This window comes from Acutalibacter muris (assembly GCF_002201475.1).
GTDB lineage: Bacteria > Bacillota > Clostridia > Oscillospirales > Acutalibacteraceae > Acutalibacter > Acutalibacter muris.
On the sequence record NZ_CP021422.1, the window covers coordinates 2,780,307 to 2,795,781 of the forward strand.

17 protein-coding genes are annotated in these 15,475 nt (G+C 59.4%); 3 read left to right on the forward strand and 14 right to left on the reverse strand.

All coding sequences use genetic code 11. From position 1 onward, the window contains the following. The first annotated feature begins 124 nt into the window (after positions 1–124). Entirely contained in the window at positions 125–559 is a 435-nt protein-coding gene (locus ADH66_RS14065) for a DUF4854 domain-containing protein (RefSeq protein ID WP_066539449.1), read from the forward strand. A 46-nt stretch (positions 560–605) separates the two neighbouring features. After that, entirely contained in the window at positions 606–1,178 is a 573-nt protein-coding gene (locus tag ADH66_RS14070) for a DUF4854 domain-containing protein (protein ID WP_066539447.1), read from the forward strand. Between the two features lie 70 nt (positions 1,179–1,248). Here the strand turns inward: ADH66_RS14070 and argS are convergent, their stop codons facing one another. The 14 genes from argS to ADH66_RS14140 all read right to left on the reverse strand — a co-directional run bounded on the left by argS (position 1,249) and on the right by ADH66_RS14140 (position 13,930). Continuing rightward, positions 1,249–2,934: an arginine--tRNA ligase gene (argS, locus tag ADH66_RS14075; protein WP_066539445.1), complete on the reverse strand. Its 1,686-nt coding sequence runs from the start codon at positions 2,932–2,934 to the stop codon at positions 1,249–1,251. A gap of 41 nt (positions 2,935–2,975) precedes the next feature. Continuing rightward, the gene (locus ADH66_RS14080) at positions 2,976–3,416 is read right to left on the reverse strand and encodes a DUF1934 domain-containing protein (RefSeq protein WP_066539443.1); all 441 of its coding nucleotides are present in this window, start codon (positions 3,414–3,416) and stop codon (positions 2,976–2,978) included. Positions 3,417–3,436: 20 nt separating this feature from the next. Further along, positions 3,437–4,243, reverse strand: a complete 807-nt coding sequence (murI, locus tag ADH66_RS14085) for a glutamate racemase (RefSeq protein ID WP_066539440.1) — start codon at positions 4,241–4,243, stop codon at positions 3,437–3,439. Further along, positions 4,236–5,312: a D-alanine--D-alanine ligase family protein gene (locus tag ADH66_RS14090; RefSeq protein ID WP_066539438.1), complete on the reverse strand. Its 1,077-nt coding sequence runs from the start codon at positions 5,310–5,312 to the stop codon at positions 4,236–4,238. Before ADH66_RS14090 ends, murI begins: the two co-directional genes overlap by 8 nt. A 223-nt stretch (positions 5,313–5,535) precedes the next feature. Continuing rightward, positions 5,536–7,278 (reverse strand): NADH-dependent [FeFe] hydrogenase, group A6, encoded by a 1,743-nt coding sequence (locus ADH66_RS14095; protein ID WP_066539436.1) that lies wholly within the window; start codon positions 7,276–7,278, stop codon positions 5,536–5,538. Positions 7,279–7,296: 18 nt separating this feature from the next. Then, positions 7,297–9,087, reverse strand: a complete 1,791-nt coding sequence (gene nuoF / locus ADH66_RS14100) for an NADH-quinone oxidoreductase subunit NuoF (protein ID WP_066539434.1) — start codon at positions 9,085–9,087, stop codon at positions 7,297–7,299. A gap of 28 nt (positions 9,088–9,115) precedes the next feature. After that, positions 9,116–9,496, reverse strand: a complete 381-nt coding sequence (locus tag ADH66_RS14105; RefSeq protein WP_066539432.1) for a (2Fe-2S) ferredoxin domain-containing protein — start codon at positions 9,494–9,496, stop codon at positions 9,116–9,118. Continuing rightward, positions 9,493–10,086: an ATP-binding protein gene (locus ADH66_RS14110; protein WP_066539426.1), complete on the reverse strand. Its 594-nt coding sequence runs from the start codon at positions 10,084–10,086 to the stop codon at positions 9,493–9,495. The genes ADH66_RS14105 and ADH66_RS14110 overlap by 4 nt, the downstream gene beginning before the upstream one ends. Positions 10,087–10,091: 5 nt before the next feature. Further along, a complete protein-coding gene (nuoE, locus tag ADH66_RS14115; RefSeq protein WP_066539424.1) occupies positions 10,092–10,589 on the reverse strand; it encodes an NADH-quinone oxidoreductase subunit NuoE in 498 nt (165 codons plus the stop codon). 165 nt (positions 10,590–10,754) lie between these two features. Then, positions 10,755–11,474, reverse strand: a complete 720-nt coding sequence (locus ADH66_RS14120; protein ID WP_066539422.1) for a PHP domain-containing protein — start codon at positions 11,472–11,474, stop codon at positions 10,755–10,757. After that, positions 11,471–11,803 carry a hypothetical protein gene (locus tag ADH66_RS14125; RefSeq protein ID WP_066539420.1) on the reverse strand — a complete coding sequence of 111 codons (333 nt, stop codon included), beginning with the start codon at positions 11,801–11,803 and terminating at the stop codon, positions 11,471–11,473. Before ADH66_RS14125 ends, ADH66_RS14120 begins: the two co-directional genes overlap by 4 nt. Next, positions 11,800–13,143, reverse strand: a complete 1,344-nt coding sequence (locus tag ADH66_RS14130) for a [Fe-Fe] hydrogenase large subunit C-terminal domain-containing protein (RefSeq protein WP_066539418.1) — start codon at positions 13,141–13,143, stop codon at positions 11,800–11,802. The genes ADH66_RS14125 and ADH66_RS14130 overlap by 4 nt, the downstream gene beginning before the upstream one ends. Before the next feature lie 11 nt (positions 13,144–13,154). Continuing rightward, positions 13,155–13,583, reverse strand: coding sequence for an ATP-binding protein (locus ADH66_RS14135; RefSeq protein WP_066539417.1), 429 nt, complete (start codon positions 13,581–13,583; stop codon positions 13,155–13,157). Further along, on the reverse strand, positions 13,580–13,930 hold the full coding sequence (locus ADH66_RS14140; protein ID WP_066539416.1) for a DRTGG domain-containing protein: 351 nt from the start codon (positions 13,928–13,930) through the stop codon (positions 13,580–13,582). The genes ADH66_RS14135 and ADH66_RS14140 overlap by 4 nt, the downstream gene beginning before the upstream one ends. A gap of 214 nt (positions 13,931–14,144) precedes the next feature. On the opposite strand from ADH66_RS14140, the gene serC reads away from it, so the two are divergent. Then, a complete protein-coding gene (gene serC, locus ADH66_RS14145; RefSeq protein WP_066539414.1) occupies positions 14,145–15,230 on the forward strand; it encodes a 3-phosphoserine/phosphohydroxythreonine transaminase in 1,086 nt (361 codons plus the stop codon). Positions 15,231–15,475 lie beyond the last annotated feature (245 nt).

Below are 15,475 nucleotides of genomic sequence, written 5' to 3' on the forward strand. Positions count from 1 at the left end.
GAAATTTTTAATATATTGTAATATTGGAAATCTTGACTTTGAGCGGATATAGTTGTATAATGCATAGTGGCTTTCATATATATGGGCCGTATCATAAAACTTTTTTCAAGAAAGGTGATAGTACATGAAAAAGAACGCTCTTCGAATCCTGTCCGCTCTGCTGGTCCTTGTAATGGTGGTCTCCCTGGCCGCCTGCGGGGGCGGCAAATTCGACACCGTCAAGGCTTTCCTTGAGGACCCCGACACCAAGGCTGAACTGGATAAGTCCATCGCCAGCATGGTCAACGATACCATGGATGTAACTCTTGAGGGCACCGACGACACCCTGATCTATAACTTCAAGTTCAGCGACGACACCATGGCCGGTGTTGACGAGGAGACCCTGAAGGCCTCCCTGGTCTCCGGGCTGGAGGAGTCCACCTTTGTGTCCACCTTCGAGAATATAGCCTCTTCTGTCTCTGAAGTGGTCAAGGCCGAGAACGTAAAGGTGAAGGTTATCTACGCCAAGGCCGACGGCACCGAGCTTGCCAGCAGGGAGTACACCGCGAAGGCAAAATAACAAACCGAAGGCAAAATAGCAAACCATAGAAAGGTGATATTATATTATGAATAATACAGTTTTACGTGTTCTATCCGCAGTTATGGCCCTTATCCTGGTGTTCTCCCTCGGGGCCTGTGGCAACGATGATTCCGGGTCCCAGTCCTCCTCCAGCTCCTCGTCCTCCGAGGTCTCTTCTGAGGTTTCTTCTGCGGTCTCCTCTGAGTCCACTCCCGAGTCCGCCCCGGAATCCTCCCCCGAGAGTTCCGAGAGCTCTGCCGCCGCCAGCGGCACATACGCCACTGTCAGCGAATTTCTGGAGGACAACAGGTCCACCGTCAGCGCGGCCATCGAGAGCATGGCAGGCGACCAGGACCAGATGGAGATATCTCTGGATTCTACCGACGACAGCCTTATCTACAAGTTCGTGTTTACCGACAGCGCCATGGAGGGGGTTGACGAGAAGGCCCTTATCGATGCCCTTCAAGAGGGCGTTGACGCCGAGGACTTTACCACTACCTTTGAGGACATCGCCGCCTCTGTAAAGAGCCTGGTACCCCTGGACGCCGTGAAGGTAGAGGTCATCTACGCCAAGGCCGACGGCACCGAGCTGGTCCACAAGACCTATACCTCAAAATAAGAACCCGGTATAATACAGCTAATAACACAAAGACCCGCAGGTTTTATCCTGCGGGTTTGTTGTTTTCCGTTTACATCCTCTCCGGCGCGCTGACCTTAAACAGCGCCAGCCCGTTCTCCAGCACCGTCTTGGCCGCCGTGCAGAGACATAGCCTCGCCGCCGTCAGCTCCGGCTCCACGCCCTTCACCCGGCAGGCGTTATAGAACTTGTGGAACAGTGTGCCCACGTTCAGCACGTACCGGGTTATCCTGGCCGGGTCCATGGCCCTGGCCGCCCCGGCTATCTCGTCGGTGAAGTTGGACAGCAGCCTTATGAGCTCTATCTCCTCCGGGGCCGTCAGCAGGGCCAGCTCCCCGCTTGTACAGGGCCGGGGGGTTATGCCGTCCTCGGCTAAATTGCGCAGGATACTGCATATCCGTGCGTGGGCGTACTGGACGTAGTACACCGGGTTCTGGGAGTCCTCCTTAACCGCCAGGTCCAAATCGAAGTCTATGCGTGTGTTGGGCTCGTAGGAGTTAAAGAGGAACCGGGCCGCGTCCACCGGCACCTCCTCCAGAAGGTTCGCCATGGTGATGGCCTCGCCGCTGCGCTTGCTCATCTTCTCGGGCTTGCCGTCCCGCATAAGGGTGACCATCTGCATGAGCACCACTTTAAGGCGCTCCGGGTCAATGCCCAGGGCGGCGATGGCGGCCTTTAAGCGGGGCACATAGCCGTGATGGTCCGCGCCCAGCACGTTTATGGCCGTGTCAAAGCCCCTTGTCACCAGCTTGTTGTAGTGGTAGGCGATGTCCGGCACCACATAGGTGGGCACGCCGTTGGAGCGCAGCAACACGAAGTCCTCGGACCCGTACTCGCTGCCCCGAAACCACGTGGCCCCCTCCTTCTCATAGGTCAGCCCCTTCTCCCTCATCAGCTCCACCACCCGGTCCACCGCGCCGCTCTCATGCAGGCCGGACTCGTGGAACCAAGTGTCGTACTCCACCCTATAGCGCTTGAGGTCGTCGTGGAGCCCCTGGATATTCCTGGGAATGGCGAAAGAGATAAGGGCCTGTCTGCGCTCCTCAGAGGGCCTGTCCACATACTCGTCGCCGTGCTCCTCTATGAAGGCCTCGGCGTTGGCAGTCACATCTTTGCCCTTATAGCCGTCCTCCGGGAAGGGGAAGCCGGGCTCAAAATGCTGCATATATCTCGCTTCTATGGACAGGCCGTAGCGGTTCACCTGGTTGCCCGCGTCGTTGACGTAGAACTCCCGCTCCACCTGATACCCCGCCGCTTCGAGCACCGCCGAAAGCGCGTCCCCCAGCACGCCACCCCGGGCGTTGCCGATGTGCATGGGCCCGGTGGGGTTGGCGGAGACGTACTCCACCAGCACCCTTTTGCCCTTCCCCACGTCGCTCCTGCCGTACCCGTCCCCCAGGCTTTCTATGTCCATAAGCACCCTTCCGTAGAAGGCCGGGTCATAGGTGAAGTTCAGAAACCCCGGTCCGGCGATCTCGCATTTTGTGAAGAAGGTGCCCTCAAGGTTCAGATGGGCCGTGAGGGCCTCGGCGATTTTCCTGGGGGCGGCGTGGAAGGCCCTGGCCCCGGCCATGGCCGCGTTGCAGGCCCAGTCCCCGTGGGCCCGGTCTCCGGGCACCTCCAGGGCAAACTCCGGCACAGGGGCCTTTGGCAGCTCCCCGGCGGCTATGGCCCCCTCTATGGCGGCCAGCACCGCCCCCCGCAGCTGCTGCCGCGCTGTTTCTACAAGCTGAGACATTTATTATCGTTCCTTTCCTTTTTTACATATACTATGCTTTTCTATAGCTCCGGCGGCTCCGGCACGGGCGTGACCTCCACGTGCAGCAGGTTCTGGCTGGACAGATTGGAGTCCACGTCCAGGGTATAGGCTATCTCCAAAGTCCCCCCGGTCTCGTTCAGGTCCACGTCCAGCTGGCTGGTGTAAATGCCCACCGTCAGGGAGCCCAGCCCCGTGTCGTACAGGCACAGGTGCCTTCTGCCCTTTTCCAGTATCAGCCTTGTGGGTGACCCCGAGCGGCTCATGGTCACCATGCCCGGCTCCACCTTTAAAAGCGCCGTGCGGTAGGCGCTGGCGTTGTCCTCGTCATACTCCTTGTAGAGTATGAACCGTGTACCGTCCTTCTCCCGGTAGGTGCCCAGGGCCGAAAGGCATATCTCCCCCTGGTCCTCGTCCTCGTACACCTGCCGGCCCCTGATGGTTATGGCGTAGTCCTCTTTCATGCGCGTCCTCCTTTCGGCTCTCAGTCGAAGGTTATGTCCACCCTGGTCCCCTCCACGCTGTGGCCCAGGAACAGCTCCGCCACAGTGGAGAAATTTTCCGGCGCGTCCGTCACATAGAACTCCGCGCTTCGCCCCTGCCCGGGGGCACAGAGCGCCCCTGTCTTCTCCAGAGCCCCGGCCAGGGCCAGAGCGGCCTCCTCGCCGCTGTTTATAAGTGTCACCCCGGGACCCATGGCCCGGCCTATGGCCTCGCTCAGCAGGGGATAATGAGTGCAGCCCAGTATCACCGTGTCCACCCCGGCCCCCCGCACCGGCTCTAAATACCGCTCCACCACTATCCGCACCAGCTCCTCCTCGGGGGAGATAAAGCCGTTCTCAGTAAGCGGCACGAACAGCGGACAGGCCTGGGGGAACACCTCAAGGCTTTCATCTATCTGTTGTATTGCCTTTGTGTACGAACCGCTATGAATAGTGGCGCTGGTGCCCAGCACCCCTATGCGCCTGTTTTTAGTGGCCAGCGCCGCCGCCCGGGCGGTGGGGGCCACCACGTCGAAGTATGGCACCGGGAGCCTTGCCCCGATATCCGCCGCCGCCGAGCTCACCGTACCGCAGGCGGCCAGCACCGCCTTCACCTTGTGCCTTAGAAGAAAATCCATATCCTGCTTTGCATAGCGGCGGATGACCTCCCGGCTGCGTGTGCCGTAGGGCACCCGGCCCGTGTCCCCGAAGTACACAAGGCTCTCCCCGGGCAGGACCTTCTCCAGCTCCTTCACGGCGGTAAGTCCGCCCAGCCCCGAGTCGAAGACCCCTATAGGACGGTTATCCATTCCGGGCCTCCTCAAAAGCCAGCTCTATAAGCCTATCCAGCAGCTGGGCGTAGGTCAGGCCCCCGTGCCTCCAGAGCTTGGGGTACATACTGATAGAGGTGAAGCCGGGCAGGGTGTTTATCTCGTTGAGCACCACCCGGTGGTCCTCACGCGTCACGAAGAAATCCACCCTCGCAAGGCCCGTGCAGCCCAGGAGCCTATAGGCCTTTACAGCGGTCTCCCGCACCTTCTGGGCCACGTCCTCCTCTAAGCGGGCGGGGATAAAGAGCTGGCTGGTGCCGTTTATATACTTATCGTCGTAGTCGTAGAACTGGGCGCTGGCGCCTATCTCCCCCACGCAGGAGGCCTCGGCCCCCGGGCGGGTGCCCAGCACGGCCACCTCCACCTCCTGGCCGTCTATGCCCTGCTCCACAATTATCTTGCCGTCCTCGTTTGCGGCCTTCTCTATGGCGGCGGGCAGGTCCTCGGGGCGCTCCACCTTGCTTACCCCCACCGAGGAGCCGGCGTTGGCGGGCTTCACAAACACCGGGAAGTCCAGCCTCGCCTGTATCTTATTGAGCACCGTTTCGCTGTTGGCACGGTATCTGTCGGCGTAGAACCACAGGTAGTGGGCCTGGTTTATGTCGGTGTTTGACAGAAGAGTATGAGCTATGGCCTTATCCATACATACTGCGGAGCTGGTCACCCGGCACCCCACATAGGGTATGCCCGAGAGCTCAAAGAGCCCCTGTATAGAGCCGTCCTCGCCGTTCTTGCCGTGCAGGGCCGGAAACACGCAGTCTATATGCACCGTGCGCGCGCCGCCCTCTGAAAGGGTCACAAGGCCGTGCACCGTGGGGTCCGGGGCCAGAAACGCCGGGGTGGACTCCCTGAGCCAGCGGCCGTCGGAAAGACCCTCCGCCGGACCCTCATAGAGGAGCCAGCGTCCCTCCTTGGTTATGCCCACCTGGTGTATATTGTACTTCTCCCGGTCTAAATTCGCAAGTATTGAAGCGGCCGACATCAGCGAGACCTCGTGCTCAGAGGACTGCCCGCCGAAGATTACCGCAAGGGAAAGCTTGTTGCTCATGGGTATCAACTCATTTCTTATGTTTAGTCAGTGCTATTATACTATAGAAAGTCGGATTTCGCAACCGTTTAAGCACAAATAAAAGTGCCGGCCCTTTTGGACCGGCACTCCTTTTTGCACTTTTTGGCCTTACGGCAAGGTCTCAGGGGCGCTGCCCCCGAAGCCCCTGCTAGGTGCCTAACGCACCTGGACCGCGTCGACGCGCTTTCTCGCTCTGCTTGCTTTAGAACTTGTTGCCGCGCTTCACGTAAGTGGTGTGCAGTACCTCGTGGGCCTTGTGGCTTCCCGGCTCGCCCAGGTACTCCGCATAGCACTTCTTCACCACCGGGTTGTCGTGGGACTTCCTCAGCGGCATATTCGCGTCCTGGTCATAGAGGGCCTTGGCGCGAAGGGCCTTGATGTCGTTATACGCCCACTCGTTGGCGCTCCGCACAGGCTGTCCGCCGCCGTTCACGCAGCCGCCCGGGCAGCACATTATCTCGATGAACTGGTAGTCGGCCTCGCCCGCGCGGACCTTCTCCAGTATCTCGTTGGCGTTCTTCAGGCCGCTGGCAACGGCCACCTTCACGTCCATGCCCGCCACGTTGTACACGGCCTCCTTAATGCCCTTGGTGCCGCGTATCTCGTGGTACTCGACGGAGTCAAGGCTCTCCCCGGTGAGCACGTCCGCCGCTGTGCGCAGGGCCGCCTCCATAACGCCGCCGGTGGCTCCGAAGATGACCGCCGCGCCGGTGGACTCTCCCATCTGCTCGTCGAATTTCTCGTCGGGCAGGGCGTTGAAGTTCAGCTGGGCCTTCTTTATGAGCCTGGCCAGCTCCCTGGTGGTTATGCTTATGTCCACGTCGGGCATACCCGCCGCATCCTCGTCGTCACGCTGTATCTCGAACTTCTTCGCCACACAGGGCATGACGGACACGGAGACAATCTTTTGGGGGTCGATGCCCTCCTTCTCGGCATACCAGGTCTTGATAAGGGCGCCGGTCATGTTCTGTGGGGACTTGCAGCTGGACAGGTGCTCGATGAGGTCTGGATAGTAGTGCTCGCAGAACTTTATCCAGCCCGGAGAGCAGGAGGTTATCATGGGCAGCACGCCGCCGTTCTTCACCCTGCCGATGAACTCGTGGGCCTCCTCCATGATGGTCATATCCGCGCCGAAGTCGGTGTCGAACACCTTGTCAAAGCCCAGCCTTCTAAGGGCCGCGGCCATCTTGCCCTCCACATTGGTGCCAATGGGCAGGCCGAACTCCTCGCCCAGGGCCGCGCGCACGGCGGGGGCGGTCTGTACTATCACTATCTTCTCCGGGTCGTTTATGGCGTCGATAACGTCCTGGGTGTTGTCCCGCTCGGTGAGAGCGCCGGTGGGGCAGCTGACGATGCACTGGCCGCAGGCCACGCAGGAGACGCTGCTCAGGGGCTGCTCAAAGGCGCAGCCTATCTCGGTGTCAAAGCCCCGGTTGTTGGCGCCGATAACGGAAACGTGCTGGTTCTGGCAGGCGGCCACGCACCGGCGGCAGAGCACGCACTTTGCGTTGTTGCGCTCCAGGTACTCGGTGGAAAAGTCCTTGCTCCCCGCGGGCAGGGCCCCCTCGAAGCGGCTGTCCTCCTCAATGCCCATGTCGTTACAGAGCTTCTGCAGCTCACAGTTGCCGCTGCGCTCACAGGTCAGGCACTTGCGCTCGTGTACGCTGAGCAGCAGCTCCAGGGTCATTTTCCTGGACTCCTGGACCTTGGGGGAGTTGGTGAAGACCTCCATGCCCTCGTTCACCGGGTACACGCAGGCGGCGCAGAGAGAGCGGGCCCCCTTCACCTCCACCATGCACATACGGCAGGCGCCGATCTGGTTTATATCCTTCAAATAGCACAGCGTGGGGATGTCCACCCCGGCATACCGGGCGGCCTCAAGTATAGTTGAATCCTTGGGCACCTGATAGTCCACGCCGTTTATCTTTACGTTGACCATATCCATAATTCGGTTTCCTCCTTATTAGGCCTTGACGACGGCGTTAAACTTGCACTTCTCCATACATACGCCGCACTTTATGCACTTGCTGGTGTCGATAACATGGGGCTCCTTGACCTTGCCGGAGATGGCGCCCACCGGGCAGTTGCGCGCGCAGAGGGTGCAGCCCCGGCACTTGTCGGCCTCGATATGGAAGTTCGTCAGAGCCTTGCAGGCCCCGGCGGGGCAGCGGTGCTCGGTGACGTGGGCCACATACTCGTCCCTAAAATACTTCAGGGTGGAGAGCACCGGGTTCGGGGCCGTCTGGCCCAGGCCGCACAGGGAGTTCTCCTTGATGTAGTAGCACAGCTCCTCCAGCTTGTCTATGTCCTCAAGGGTGCCCTTGCCGGAGGTTATCTTGTCGAGGATCTCCAGAAGGCGCTTTGTGCCCACCCGGCAGGGAGTGCACTTGCCGCAGCTCTCGTCAACGGTGAACTCCAGGAAGAACTTGGCGATGTCCACCATACAGGTGGTCTCGTCCATGACTATCAGTCCGCCGGAGCCCATCATGGAGCCGATGGCGATAAGGTTGTCGTAGTCGATGGGGGTGTCGATAAGGCTGGCGGGTATGCAGCCGCCGGAGGGGCCGCCGGTCTGGGCCGCCTTAAAGGTGTGGTCGCCGGGCACGCCGCCGCCGATGTCCTCCACGACCTCCCTAAGGGTGGTGCCCATGGGCACCTCCACAAGGCCGGTGTTGGTTATCTTGCCGCCCAGAGCAAAGACCTTGGTGCCCGGGGACTTCTCAGTGCCGATGGACTTGAACCAGTCGGCGCCCTTTAAGATTATCTGGGGGATATTGGCATAGGTCTCCACGTTGTTGAGCACCGTGGGCTTGCCGAACAGGCCCTTTAAGGCAGGGAACGGGGGCCGCACCCTGGGCTCGCCGCGCTTGCCCTCAATGGAGGTCATCAGCGCCGTCTCCTCGCCGCAGACGAACGCGCCCGCGCCCAGACGGAGGTCGATATCAAAGTCAAAGCCGGAGTCAAAGATGTTCTTGCCCAGCAGGCCGTACTCCCTGGCCTGGTTGATGGCTATCTGCAGGCGCTTTACCGCGATGGGGTACTCGGCGCGGATGTAGATATAGCCCTGGGAGGCGCCGATGGCATAGCCCGCGATGGCCATGGCCTCCAGCACGCTGTGGGGGTCGCCCTCCAGTACCGAGCGGTCCATGAACGCGCCCGGGTCGCCCTCGTCGGCGTTGCAGCAGGCGTACTTCTGGTCGGCCTGATTGGCCGCCGCAAACTTCCACTTAAGACCCGTGGGGAAGCCCGCGCCGCCGCGGCCGCGAAGGCCGGAGGCCAGCATGGTGTCTATAACCTGCTGGGGGGTCATCTCGGTGAGCACCTTGCCAAGGGCCGCGTAGCCGTCCTGGGCGATGTATTCGTCTATAAGCTCGGGGTTTATAACGCCGCAGTTGCGAAGAGCTATGCGCATCTGCTTTGCGTAGAAGGTGGTCTCGTTAAGGGACTTGGTGGTATTCTCGTCCACCACCGTCTCCTGATACAGGAGCCGGGTGACGATACGGCCCTTTAAGAGATGCTCGGAGACTATCTCCGGCACGTCCTCGGGGGTGACGCGGCTGTAGAACGCGCCCTCGGGATACACCACCATGATGGGGCCCAGTGCGCACAGGCCGAAGCAGCCGGTGCGGATGACGTTTACTTCCTTATCCAGGCCCTGGGCCTTTATCTCCTCGTTGAGCTTCTCGATTATCTGCTCACTGTTTGAGGAGGTGCAGCCGGTGCCGCCGCAAACCAGCACGTTGGATCGAAACATAGTTGAAACCTCCAATTATAATGATTTCTTACTTCGCGCCGATAGCGTTGGCGCCGATGGTGTACTCTGTTACCACGTTGCCGTTTACCAGGTGGTCATTGACCACCCGCACGGCCTTCTCGGCGGTCATCTTCACATAGGTGACCTTCTCCTTGCCGGGGGTGATTATCTCCACCACGGGCTCGTACTGGCAGATGCCTATGCAGCCGGTCTGGGTCACCATGGTGTCTTTAAGGCCCCGCTTGTTGACCTCCTCCACAAAGGCGTTGAGCACCGGCCGCGCCCCGGCGGCGATGCCGCAGGTGGCCATGCCCACCAGAACGCGGGTCTCGGCCTCGGCGTTTTCCCGAAGGTTTACAGAGGCCCGGGCCTTGTCCCGGATAGCCTGAAGTTCCGCTAATGATTTCATATATCTGTCGCTCCTTCCTGATTTTGTGAACCGTTTAAAAGCTCGTCTGTGTTCTCGCTGAGAAATTCGTTGACCCACCCCGTCACGTCCGGCAGGTTCAGGGGCACGTCCTCCCCAAGGACCGTGCGAAGCTCCCTGGTGTCCAGGGCGAACTCCCGCCGCTCCCCCTCCATGGGCTTATAGCTTCTGGTATAGAGAAAGTCCAGGTCCGGGTTCATCATCACCAGCATACTGACGGTGCCGTTGATGTCCCCAAGGGGTATCATGTCCACGCTGGAGGGTTTAAAGACGGCGGTGGTGGTGGTGCCCACCCCAAGGGTGGACTCGATGGAGAACCGCCCGCCGGTCATCTCCGCCTCCATCTTGAACAGGGGCACCCCCAGGCCCACGCTGCGCGTAGTCCGGGTGGTAAAGAACGGGTCCGTCACGCGCTCCACCTGCTCGGGGGTCATGCCCCGGCCGTTGTCGCCGATAGAGATGGAGAGCTCGTCAAGCTCCGCGTCCTCCTCCACCGTTATGGTGATAAGGCTTGCCCCGGCGGAGATGGAGTTCTGGGCGATGTCCATTACGTTCAGTGAAAGCTCACGCATGGGCTTTACTCCGCGTACTTCTCCAGAATGCCGTCCACGTCCTCGGGGGCCAGGCGGCCGTACACGTCCTCGTTTATCATCATGACGGGCGCCAGACCGCAGGCGCCTATGCAGCGGCAGGCGGTCAAGCTGAACAGGCCGTCCTCGGTGCACTCCTCGGGCTGGATGTGCAGCTTTTCAACTATTCTGTCCAGCACCTTGTCGGAGCCCTTTACATAGCAGGCCGTGCCAAGGCACACGGAAATGTGGTTGCGCCCCTTGGGCGTAAGGCTGAACTGTGAGTAGAACGTGGACACACCGTAGACCTCCTCAAGGGAGACCCCAAGGCCGTCGGCAATCTTTTTCTGCACCTCCATGGGGAGATACCCGTAGATGTCCTGGGCCTGGTGCAGGGCGGGCATAACGGCCCCGGCCTGGCCCTTAAGGCCCGCGATGACCTCGTCGAGCTTCTTTGCCTGCTCGGGAGTATCATGGAAGGGCAGAGTGCTGATACGTTTTTGCATAATTCGACCATCTTCCTTTCTTCTTGCATCGTGATTTAAATATATCAAATTGACGGGCATTTATAATTCCACAAAAGAATTAAGCCCAAAAGAACAACAATTTCCACCATTTTTTATCGATATCCCTGGTTATAGTTACCAAAATATCGATATAATATATCGATATCACATTCCCAAAAGCACTTTAAGCACCGCCCTGACACTTTTTTCCGGCAGCTCCATACTGTTTGGCACAGAGGCCGCCAAGGTGTCCAGATAATGGCTGTCCGAGTCCCGGACTATGCCCATGGAGCAAAGCTCCGGGTACCTTCTCTTCACCTCCTCCAGGTCCGCGTCCCTTGTGACCTCGGCAAAGGTATACCCCCCCTCCGGGGGTATGCTGCCAAGGGCAGCGGTTATGCTGTAGGAGTCCCTGTCCACATGGGCCGGGAAGGCCGTGCCGCCGTACTGCTCACATAGGGCCTTTACCTGGTCCGCGCCGATATACGAAGCCACCAGCAGCAGGTCAGGGAGAGTCCCCACCAGCTCGTCGTTCTCGTTCAGAACGCGCTGCTCGCCGAAGATCTCCGGCTTATTCTTTATATGGGGCATATTATCATATATGTACCTGTCGAACTCCATAGCACCCTCTAAGCTCTCAAAAAGGCAGACCACGTGGGCCTCCTCGCTGGTGCAGAGCTCCATGCCGGGTATCGCCACTATGCCCGCCTCCTGTGCTGCTTTAAGCACCGCCGGGGCGTTCTTGCAGGTGTTGTGGTCGGTGACGGCTATTATCTCAAGGCCGGAGATCTGTGCCATGCCCACGATATTGTTGGGGGTCATGTCGTTGTCCCCGCAGGGGGACAGGCAGGAGTGGATATGCAGGTCATAGGGGTACGCGCTCATTGCAGCAGCCCGTGGACCGCCACGGCGGTGTCATACAGGTTCGGCCCGCAGCCGTACACAGGTATGCCCTGCATATCGGCCCGCTTCTTCGCGTCCGCGTCCAGGGCCGAGTCCTCACAGAGAACTATGCAGCTGGTATCCGCCAGGGCCGCCACGGCGATGGCGTTAAGGTTCCCCATCACCGTCAGCCAGACGTTCCCCGCCTGGGCCCGGCCCATGACCCAGCTGAGGAGGTCTCCCACGTAGCAGCCGTCTATCACGTTGTCCTCTCCGTCCTCCCCGGCCAGAAGCCTCCAGCCCAGGGCACCGGCCATTTCCTTTACAGTCATTCCCTCTCCTCCTTGCCGTCGTTATTGATGCCGCCCGGGTGCCAGCCAAGGCCCCCCTCAAGCTCCGAGAGGGTGCTCGCCACCTTCTGCATCTGCTTGCGGTAGACGAACACGCAGTCGGTCTTCCTGCACGCGCCCTTCACCACGTCCTCGGCGAAGGCCCGGCAGGTGGGTGCGCCGCAGGCCCCGCAGTCAAGGCCGGGCAGCTCCTCCTCTATATTGTCTATCTCCACCATCATGCGCATAGCCTCCGACAAATCGGCCGAGAGGGTCATAACGTTGGAAAACTCCAGCTCCCCCTCCCACTCCATATCTGTGGGCACAGGCCCCCCTGCCAGGTGGTTCTGGCTTACGGGCAGGTACTTTCTAAGGCGCTGTATCCTGGCCTTGGCCACGTAGGGGTTCTCAACGCAGAGCACGCCCCCCACGCAGCCCCCGGCGCAGGCATTGAGCTCGATAAAGTCCAGCTCCCCTATGCGCTCGTCCTCCACCTCCTCCAGCACGCGTATCACGTTCTCTATGCCGTCGGCGGCAAGGTACTTCTCGTTAAGTAACGCCGCGGACTCCCCGCCGCTTGTGCTCCAGCCCACGCCGATAATTCCCGAGTTTGCGATGGGCTCTATGCTCTCAAGCCTATCCATGGTGTGGCTTAGAGTGGGGAAAACCTCGCTGATGGCGATGGCCCCGTCTACCTTGGACCTGTCTATCCCCAGGGGCATCTGTATGTCCGTGACCTTGGCCGGACAGGGGGTGATGAAAAAGCAGCCTATGTCCCTCTCGGGAAGGCCGGTTCTCTCCACGGCCTCCCGCTTTGCCATGCCCGCCGCCGTCTCCATAGGGGACTTCAGAGGCAGCACATGGTCGCAGAGGTCGGGAAAGCGCACCCTTATGAGCCGCACCACCGCCGGGCAGGCCGAGCTTATCACCGGCCGTGGAAGGCTCATGCCGGTCTCGGGGTTATACATGAGCTTTCGGGTGGCTTCGCTGACCAGCTCCGCGGCCCTTGAGACCTCGTACACCTGGTCGAAGCCCATCTTTTTAAGGCCCGTCAGCACGTAATCTATGTCGTCCAGATTGTTGAACTGGCCGTAAAGGCTCGGCGCGGGCAGGGCTATGTTATACTTGAACTTGCCCAGGTCCTCCATATGGGTATACCTGGCCCTTTTGGCGTGGTGGGGGCAGATGCGTATGCACTCGCCGCAGTCTATGCAGCGCTCGGAAGCGATAAAGGCCTTGCCGTTTCTTATGCGTATGGCCTCGGTGGGGCAGCGCTTCACGCAGTTGGTGCAGCCCACGCACTTGTCTTCTTTTAATGTAACAGAATGGAAAAACTCCGCCATTGGCTTTGCTCCTACTTCCTCCCGGGAATGACGGTCATCTTGACAGTAGTGCCCACCCCTACCGTGGAATCGATAGTCATTTCATCGGTGTATTTTTTCATGTTGGGCAGGCCCATCCCCGCGCCGAAGCCCAGGGCCCGCACATTGTCCGGGGCCGTGGACCAGCCGGCCTGCATGGCCTGCTCCACGTCGGGTATGCCGGGTCCCTGGTCGATAAGGGCGATGTCCACCCTGTCCGGGTCCACGTCCACTATGGCCTCGCCGCCGCCGCCGTGTATCACAAGGTTTATCTCCCCCTCATACATTGCTATAGCGATGCGTCGTATGGCGTCGGGCTCATAGCCCAGCTTTTTAAGCTTGTGCTTCACGTCGCCGGAGGCCTCGCCCGCCCGGGTGAAGTCGTCGCCGGGCACCTGGTATTCCAAATGCAGCATACTCATGATATGTCGCAGCCCCCTCTCAGGCCGTTCTCAAACAGCAGCCCGCAGGCGGTGAACATACGGTAAGGCGAGCTTAAAACCGTCATGTCCTTCATCTCTGCAAGGTCCAGCACCTGCTGGTTCACGGGCTTGCCCCGGACGAAAACGATGCAGTGCATATCCATCATCTCCGCCGTGCGCACCACCTGTGGGTTCATAAGCCCCGTCAGCAGCACAGACTGGTCCTTTACAAAGGCCAGCACGTCGCTCATCATGTCGCTGCCGCAGGCGGTCTTGACCTCCTGCTCAAGGTCCCCCTCCACCAGTATCTGGCATTTAAGTATGTCCACAATGTCTTTTACCTGCATAGTTTTACCTCCTAATATTCGCTTAGGGTCTATACCCAACATTATATCATAAATTATTCACGAGGGCAAACATTTTATGAAATTCGCCGCATTTTTCCTGGGAAATGAATTAGGGCCCGTTTTTTCTTGCATTTTGGCCCGCCTGACGCTATAATATTGAAAAGCATACTTCTTTATTATATTACTCTGATAAACAATTAGGAGGTCAGGACCCATGTCACGAGTCTACAATTTTTCCGCCGGCCCCTCCATGCTGCCGGTGCCTGTCTTGGAGAAAGCCGCCGGGGAGCTTTTGGAGTACGGCGAAACCGGCCAGTCCGTAATGGAGATGTCCCACCGCTCCGCCGCCTTCGAGCCCATCATCAATGAGACCCAGGTCCTTATAAGGGAGGTCATGGGCATTCCCGACAACTATAAGGTGCTGTTTCTGCAGGGGGGCGCGTCCAGCCAGTTTGCCGCCGTGCCCATGAACCTGATGACAAAGAACCGCAAGGCCGACTATGTGCTCTCCGGCCAGTTCTCCACCAAGGCCTATAAGGAGGCCTGCCGCTACGGCGACTGCAAGACCGTGGCTTCATCTAAAGACGACAATTTCAGCCATATACCAGCGATAGACAAGAGCCAGCTGCGCCCGGACGCGGACTACCTGCATATCTGCATGAACAACACCATCTACGGCACCTTCTGGCACACGCTGCCCGACAGCGGCGACGTGCCCCTGGTGGCGGATATCTCCTCCTGCATACTGAGCCAGCCGATTGACATAACCAGGTTTGGTTTACTGTATGCCGGAGCCCAGAAGAACGTGGCCCCCGCCGGGCTCACCCTCGTCCTCGTCCGGGAGGACCTTATAGGCGAGACTCTGCCGGGCACCCCCACCATGTTCGACTATAAGGTGATGGCCGACAACGACTCCATGTACAACACCCCGCCCTGCTGGCCCATCTATATGTGCAAGCTGGTGCTGGAGTGGATAAAGAACGACGTCGGCGGCCTTGACAAGATGAAGGAGCGCAACGAGAAAAAGGCCGGTGTGCTCTACGATTTCCTTGACAATTCAAGGCTTTTCAAGCCCTGTGCAGAGAAGGACAGCCGCTCTATAATGAACGTCACCTTTATAACCGGCGACAAGGATCTGGACGCGAAGTTTGTGAAGGAGTCCGCCGCCGCGGGCTTTGTGAACCTGAAGGGCCACAGAAGCGTGGGCGGTATGCGGGCCTCCATCTATAACGCCATGCCGCCCGAGGGCGTGGATAAGCTGGTGGAGTTTATGCAGGAGTTCGAGAGCAGGAACGGCTGATTCCGAGATGCATCTCGAGAAATATATTGACATAATCTGGAGAGCGTTGTAAAATAGAAGCGCCCCCCTAAAGGGGCGGGGCGCTGAAAGGAATATCGAGTACGGAGGACGGTTGGCCGACGAGTAGGTGTACGGCATACGCGGGCACGCGAGACGCGAATCCACACTGAAAGGGGGTCGTACTTATGAGTGCTTACGAAGCATTAGTGGTCATGGTGATGGTACTTCATATCATCGCCGACCTG

Excerpts from the sequence above, each read along its gene's own strand:
- ADH66_RS14090 (WP_066539438.1), bottom strand. The coding sequence starts at position 5,312 with ATGAGCAACAAGCTTTCCCTTGCGGTAATCTTCGGCGGGCAGTCCTCT.
- nuoF (WP_066539434.1), bottom strand. The coding sequence starts at position 9,087 with ATGTTTCGATCCAACGTGCTGGTTTGCGGCGGCACCGGCTGCACCTCC.
- serC (WP_066539414.1), top strand. The coding sequence starts at position 14,145 with ATGTCACGAGTCTACAATTTTTCCGCCGGCCCCTCCATGCTGCCGGTG.
- ADH66_RS14135 (WP_066539417.1), bottom strand. The coding sequence starts at position 13,583 with ATGAGTATGCTGCATTTGGAATACCAGGTGCCCGGCGACGACTTCACC.
- nuoE (WP_066539424.1), bottom strand. The coding sequence starts at position 10,589 with ATGCAAAAACGTATCAGCACTCTGCCCTTCCATGATACTCCCGAGCAG.
- ADH66_RS14095 (WP_066539436.1), bottom strand. The coding sequence starts at position 7,278 with ATGGATATGGTCAACGTAAAGATAAACGGCGTGGACTATCAGGTGCCC.
- ADH66_RS14080 (WP_066539443.1), bottom strand. The coding sequence starts at position 3,416 with ATGAAAGAGGACTACGCCATAACCATCAGGGGCCGGCAGGTGTACGAG.
- ADH66_RS14140 (WP_066539416.1), bottom strand. The coding sequence starts at position 13,930 with ATGCAGGTAAAAGACATTGTGGACATACTTAAATGCCAGATACTGGTG.
- ADH66_RS14070 (WP_066539447.1), top strand. The coding sequence starts at position 606 with ATGAATAATACAGTTTTACGTGTTCTATCCGCAGTTATGGCCCTTATC.
- ADH66_RS14130 (WP_066539418.1), bottom strand. The coding sequence starts at position 13,143 with ATGGCGGAGTTTTTCCATTCTGTTACATTAAAAGAAGACAAGTGCGTG.
- ADH66_RS14065 (WP_066539449.1), top strand. The coding sequence starts at position 125 with ATGAAAAAGAACGCTCTTCGAATCCTGTCCGCTCTGCTGGTCCTTGTA.
- murI (WP_066539440.1), bottom strand. The coding sequence starts at position 4,243 with ATGGATAACCGTCCTATAGGGGTCTTCGACTCGGGGCTGGGCGGACTT.
- ADH66_RS14110 (WP_066539426.1), bottom strand. The coding sequence starts at position 10,086 with ATGCGTGAGCTTTCACTGAACGTAATGGACATCGCCCAGAACTCCATC.
- ADH66_RS14120 (WP_066539422.1), bottom strand. The coding sequence starts at position 11,474 with ATGAGCGCGTACCCCTATGACCTGCATATCCACTCCTGCCTGTCCCCC.
- argS (WP_066539445.1), bottom strand. The coding sequence starts at position 2,934 with ATGTCTCAGCTTGTAGAAACAGCGCGGCAGCAGCTGCGGGGGGCGGTG.
- ADH66_RS14105 (WP_066539432.1), bottom strand. The coding sequence starts at position 9,496 with ATGAAATCATTAGCGGAACTTCAGGCTATCCGGGACAAGGCCCGGGCC.
- ADH66_RS14125 (WP_066539420.1), bottom strand. The coding sequence starts at position 11,803 with ATGACTGTAAAGGAAATGGCCGGTGCCCTGGGCTGGAGGCTTCTGGCC.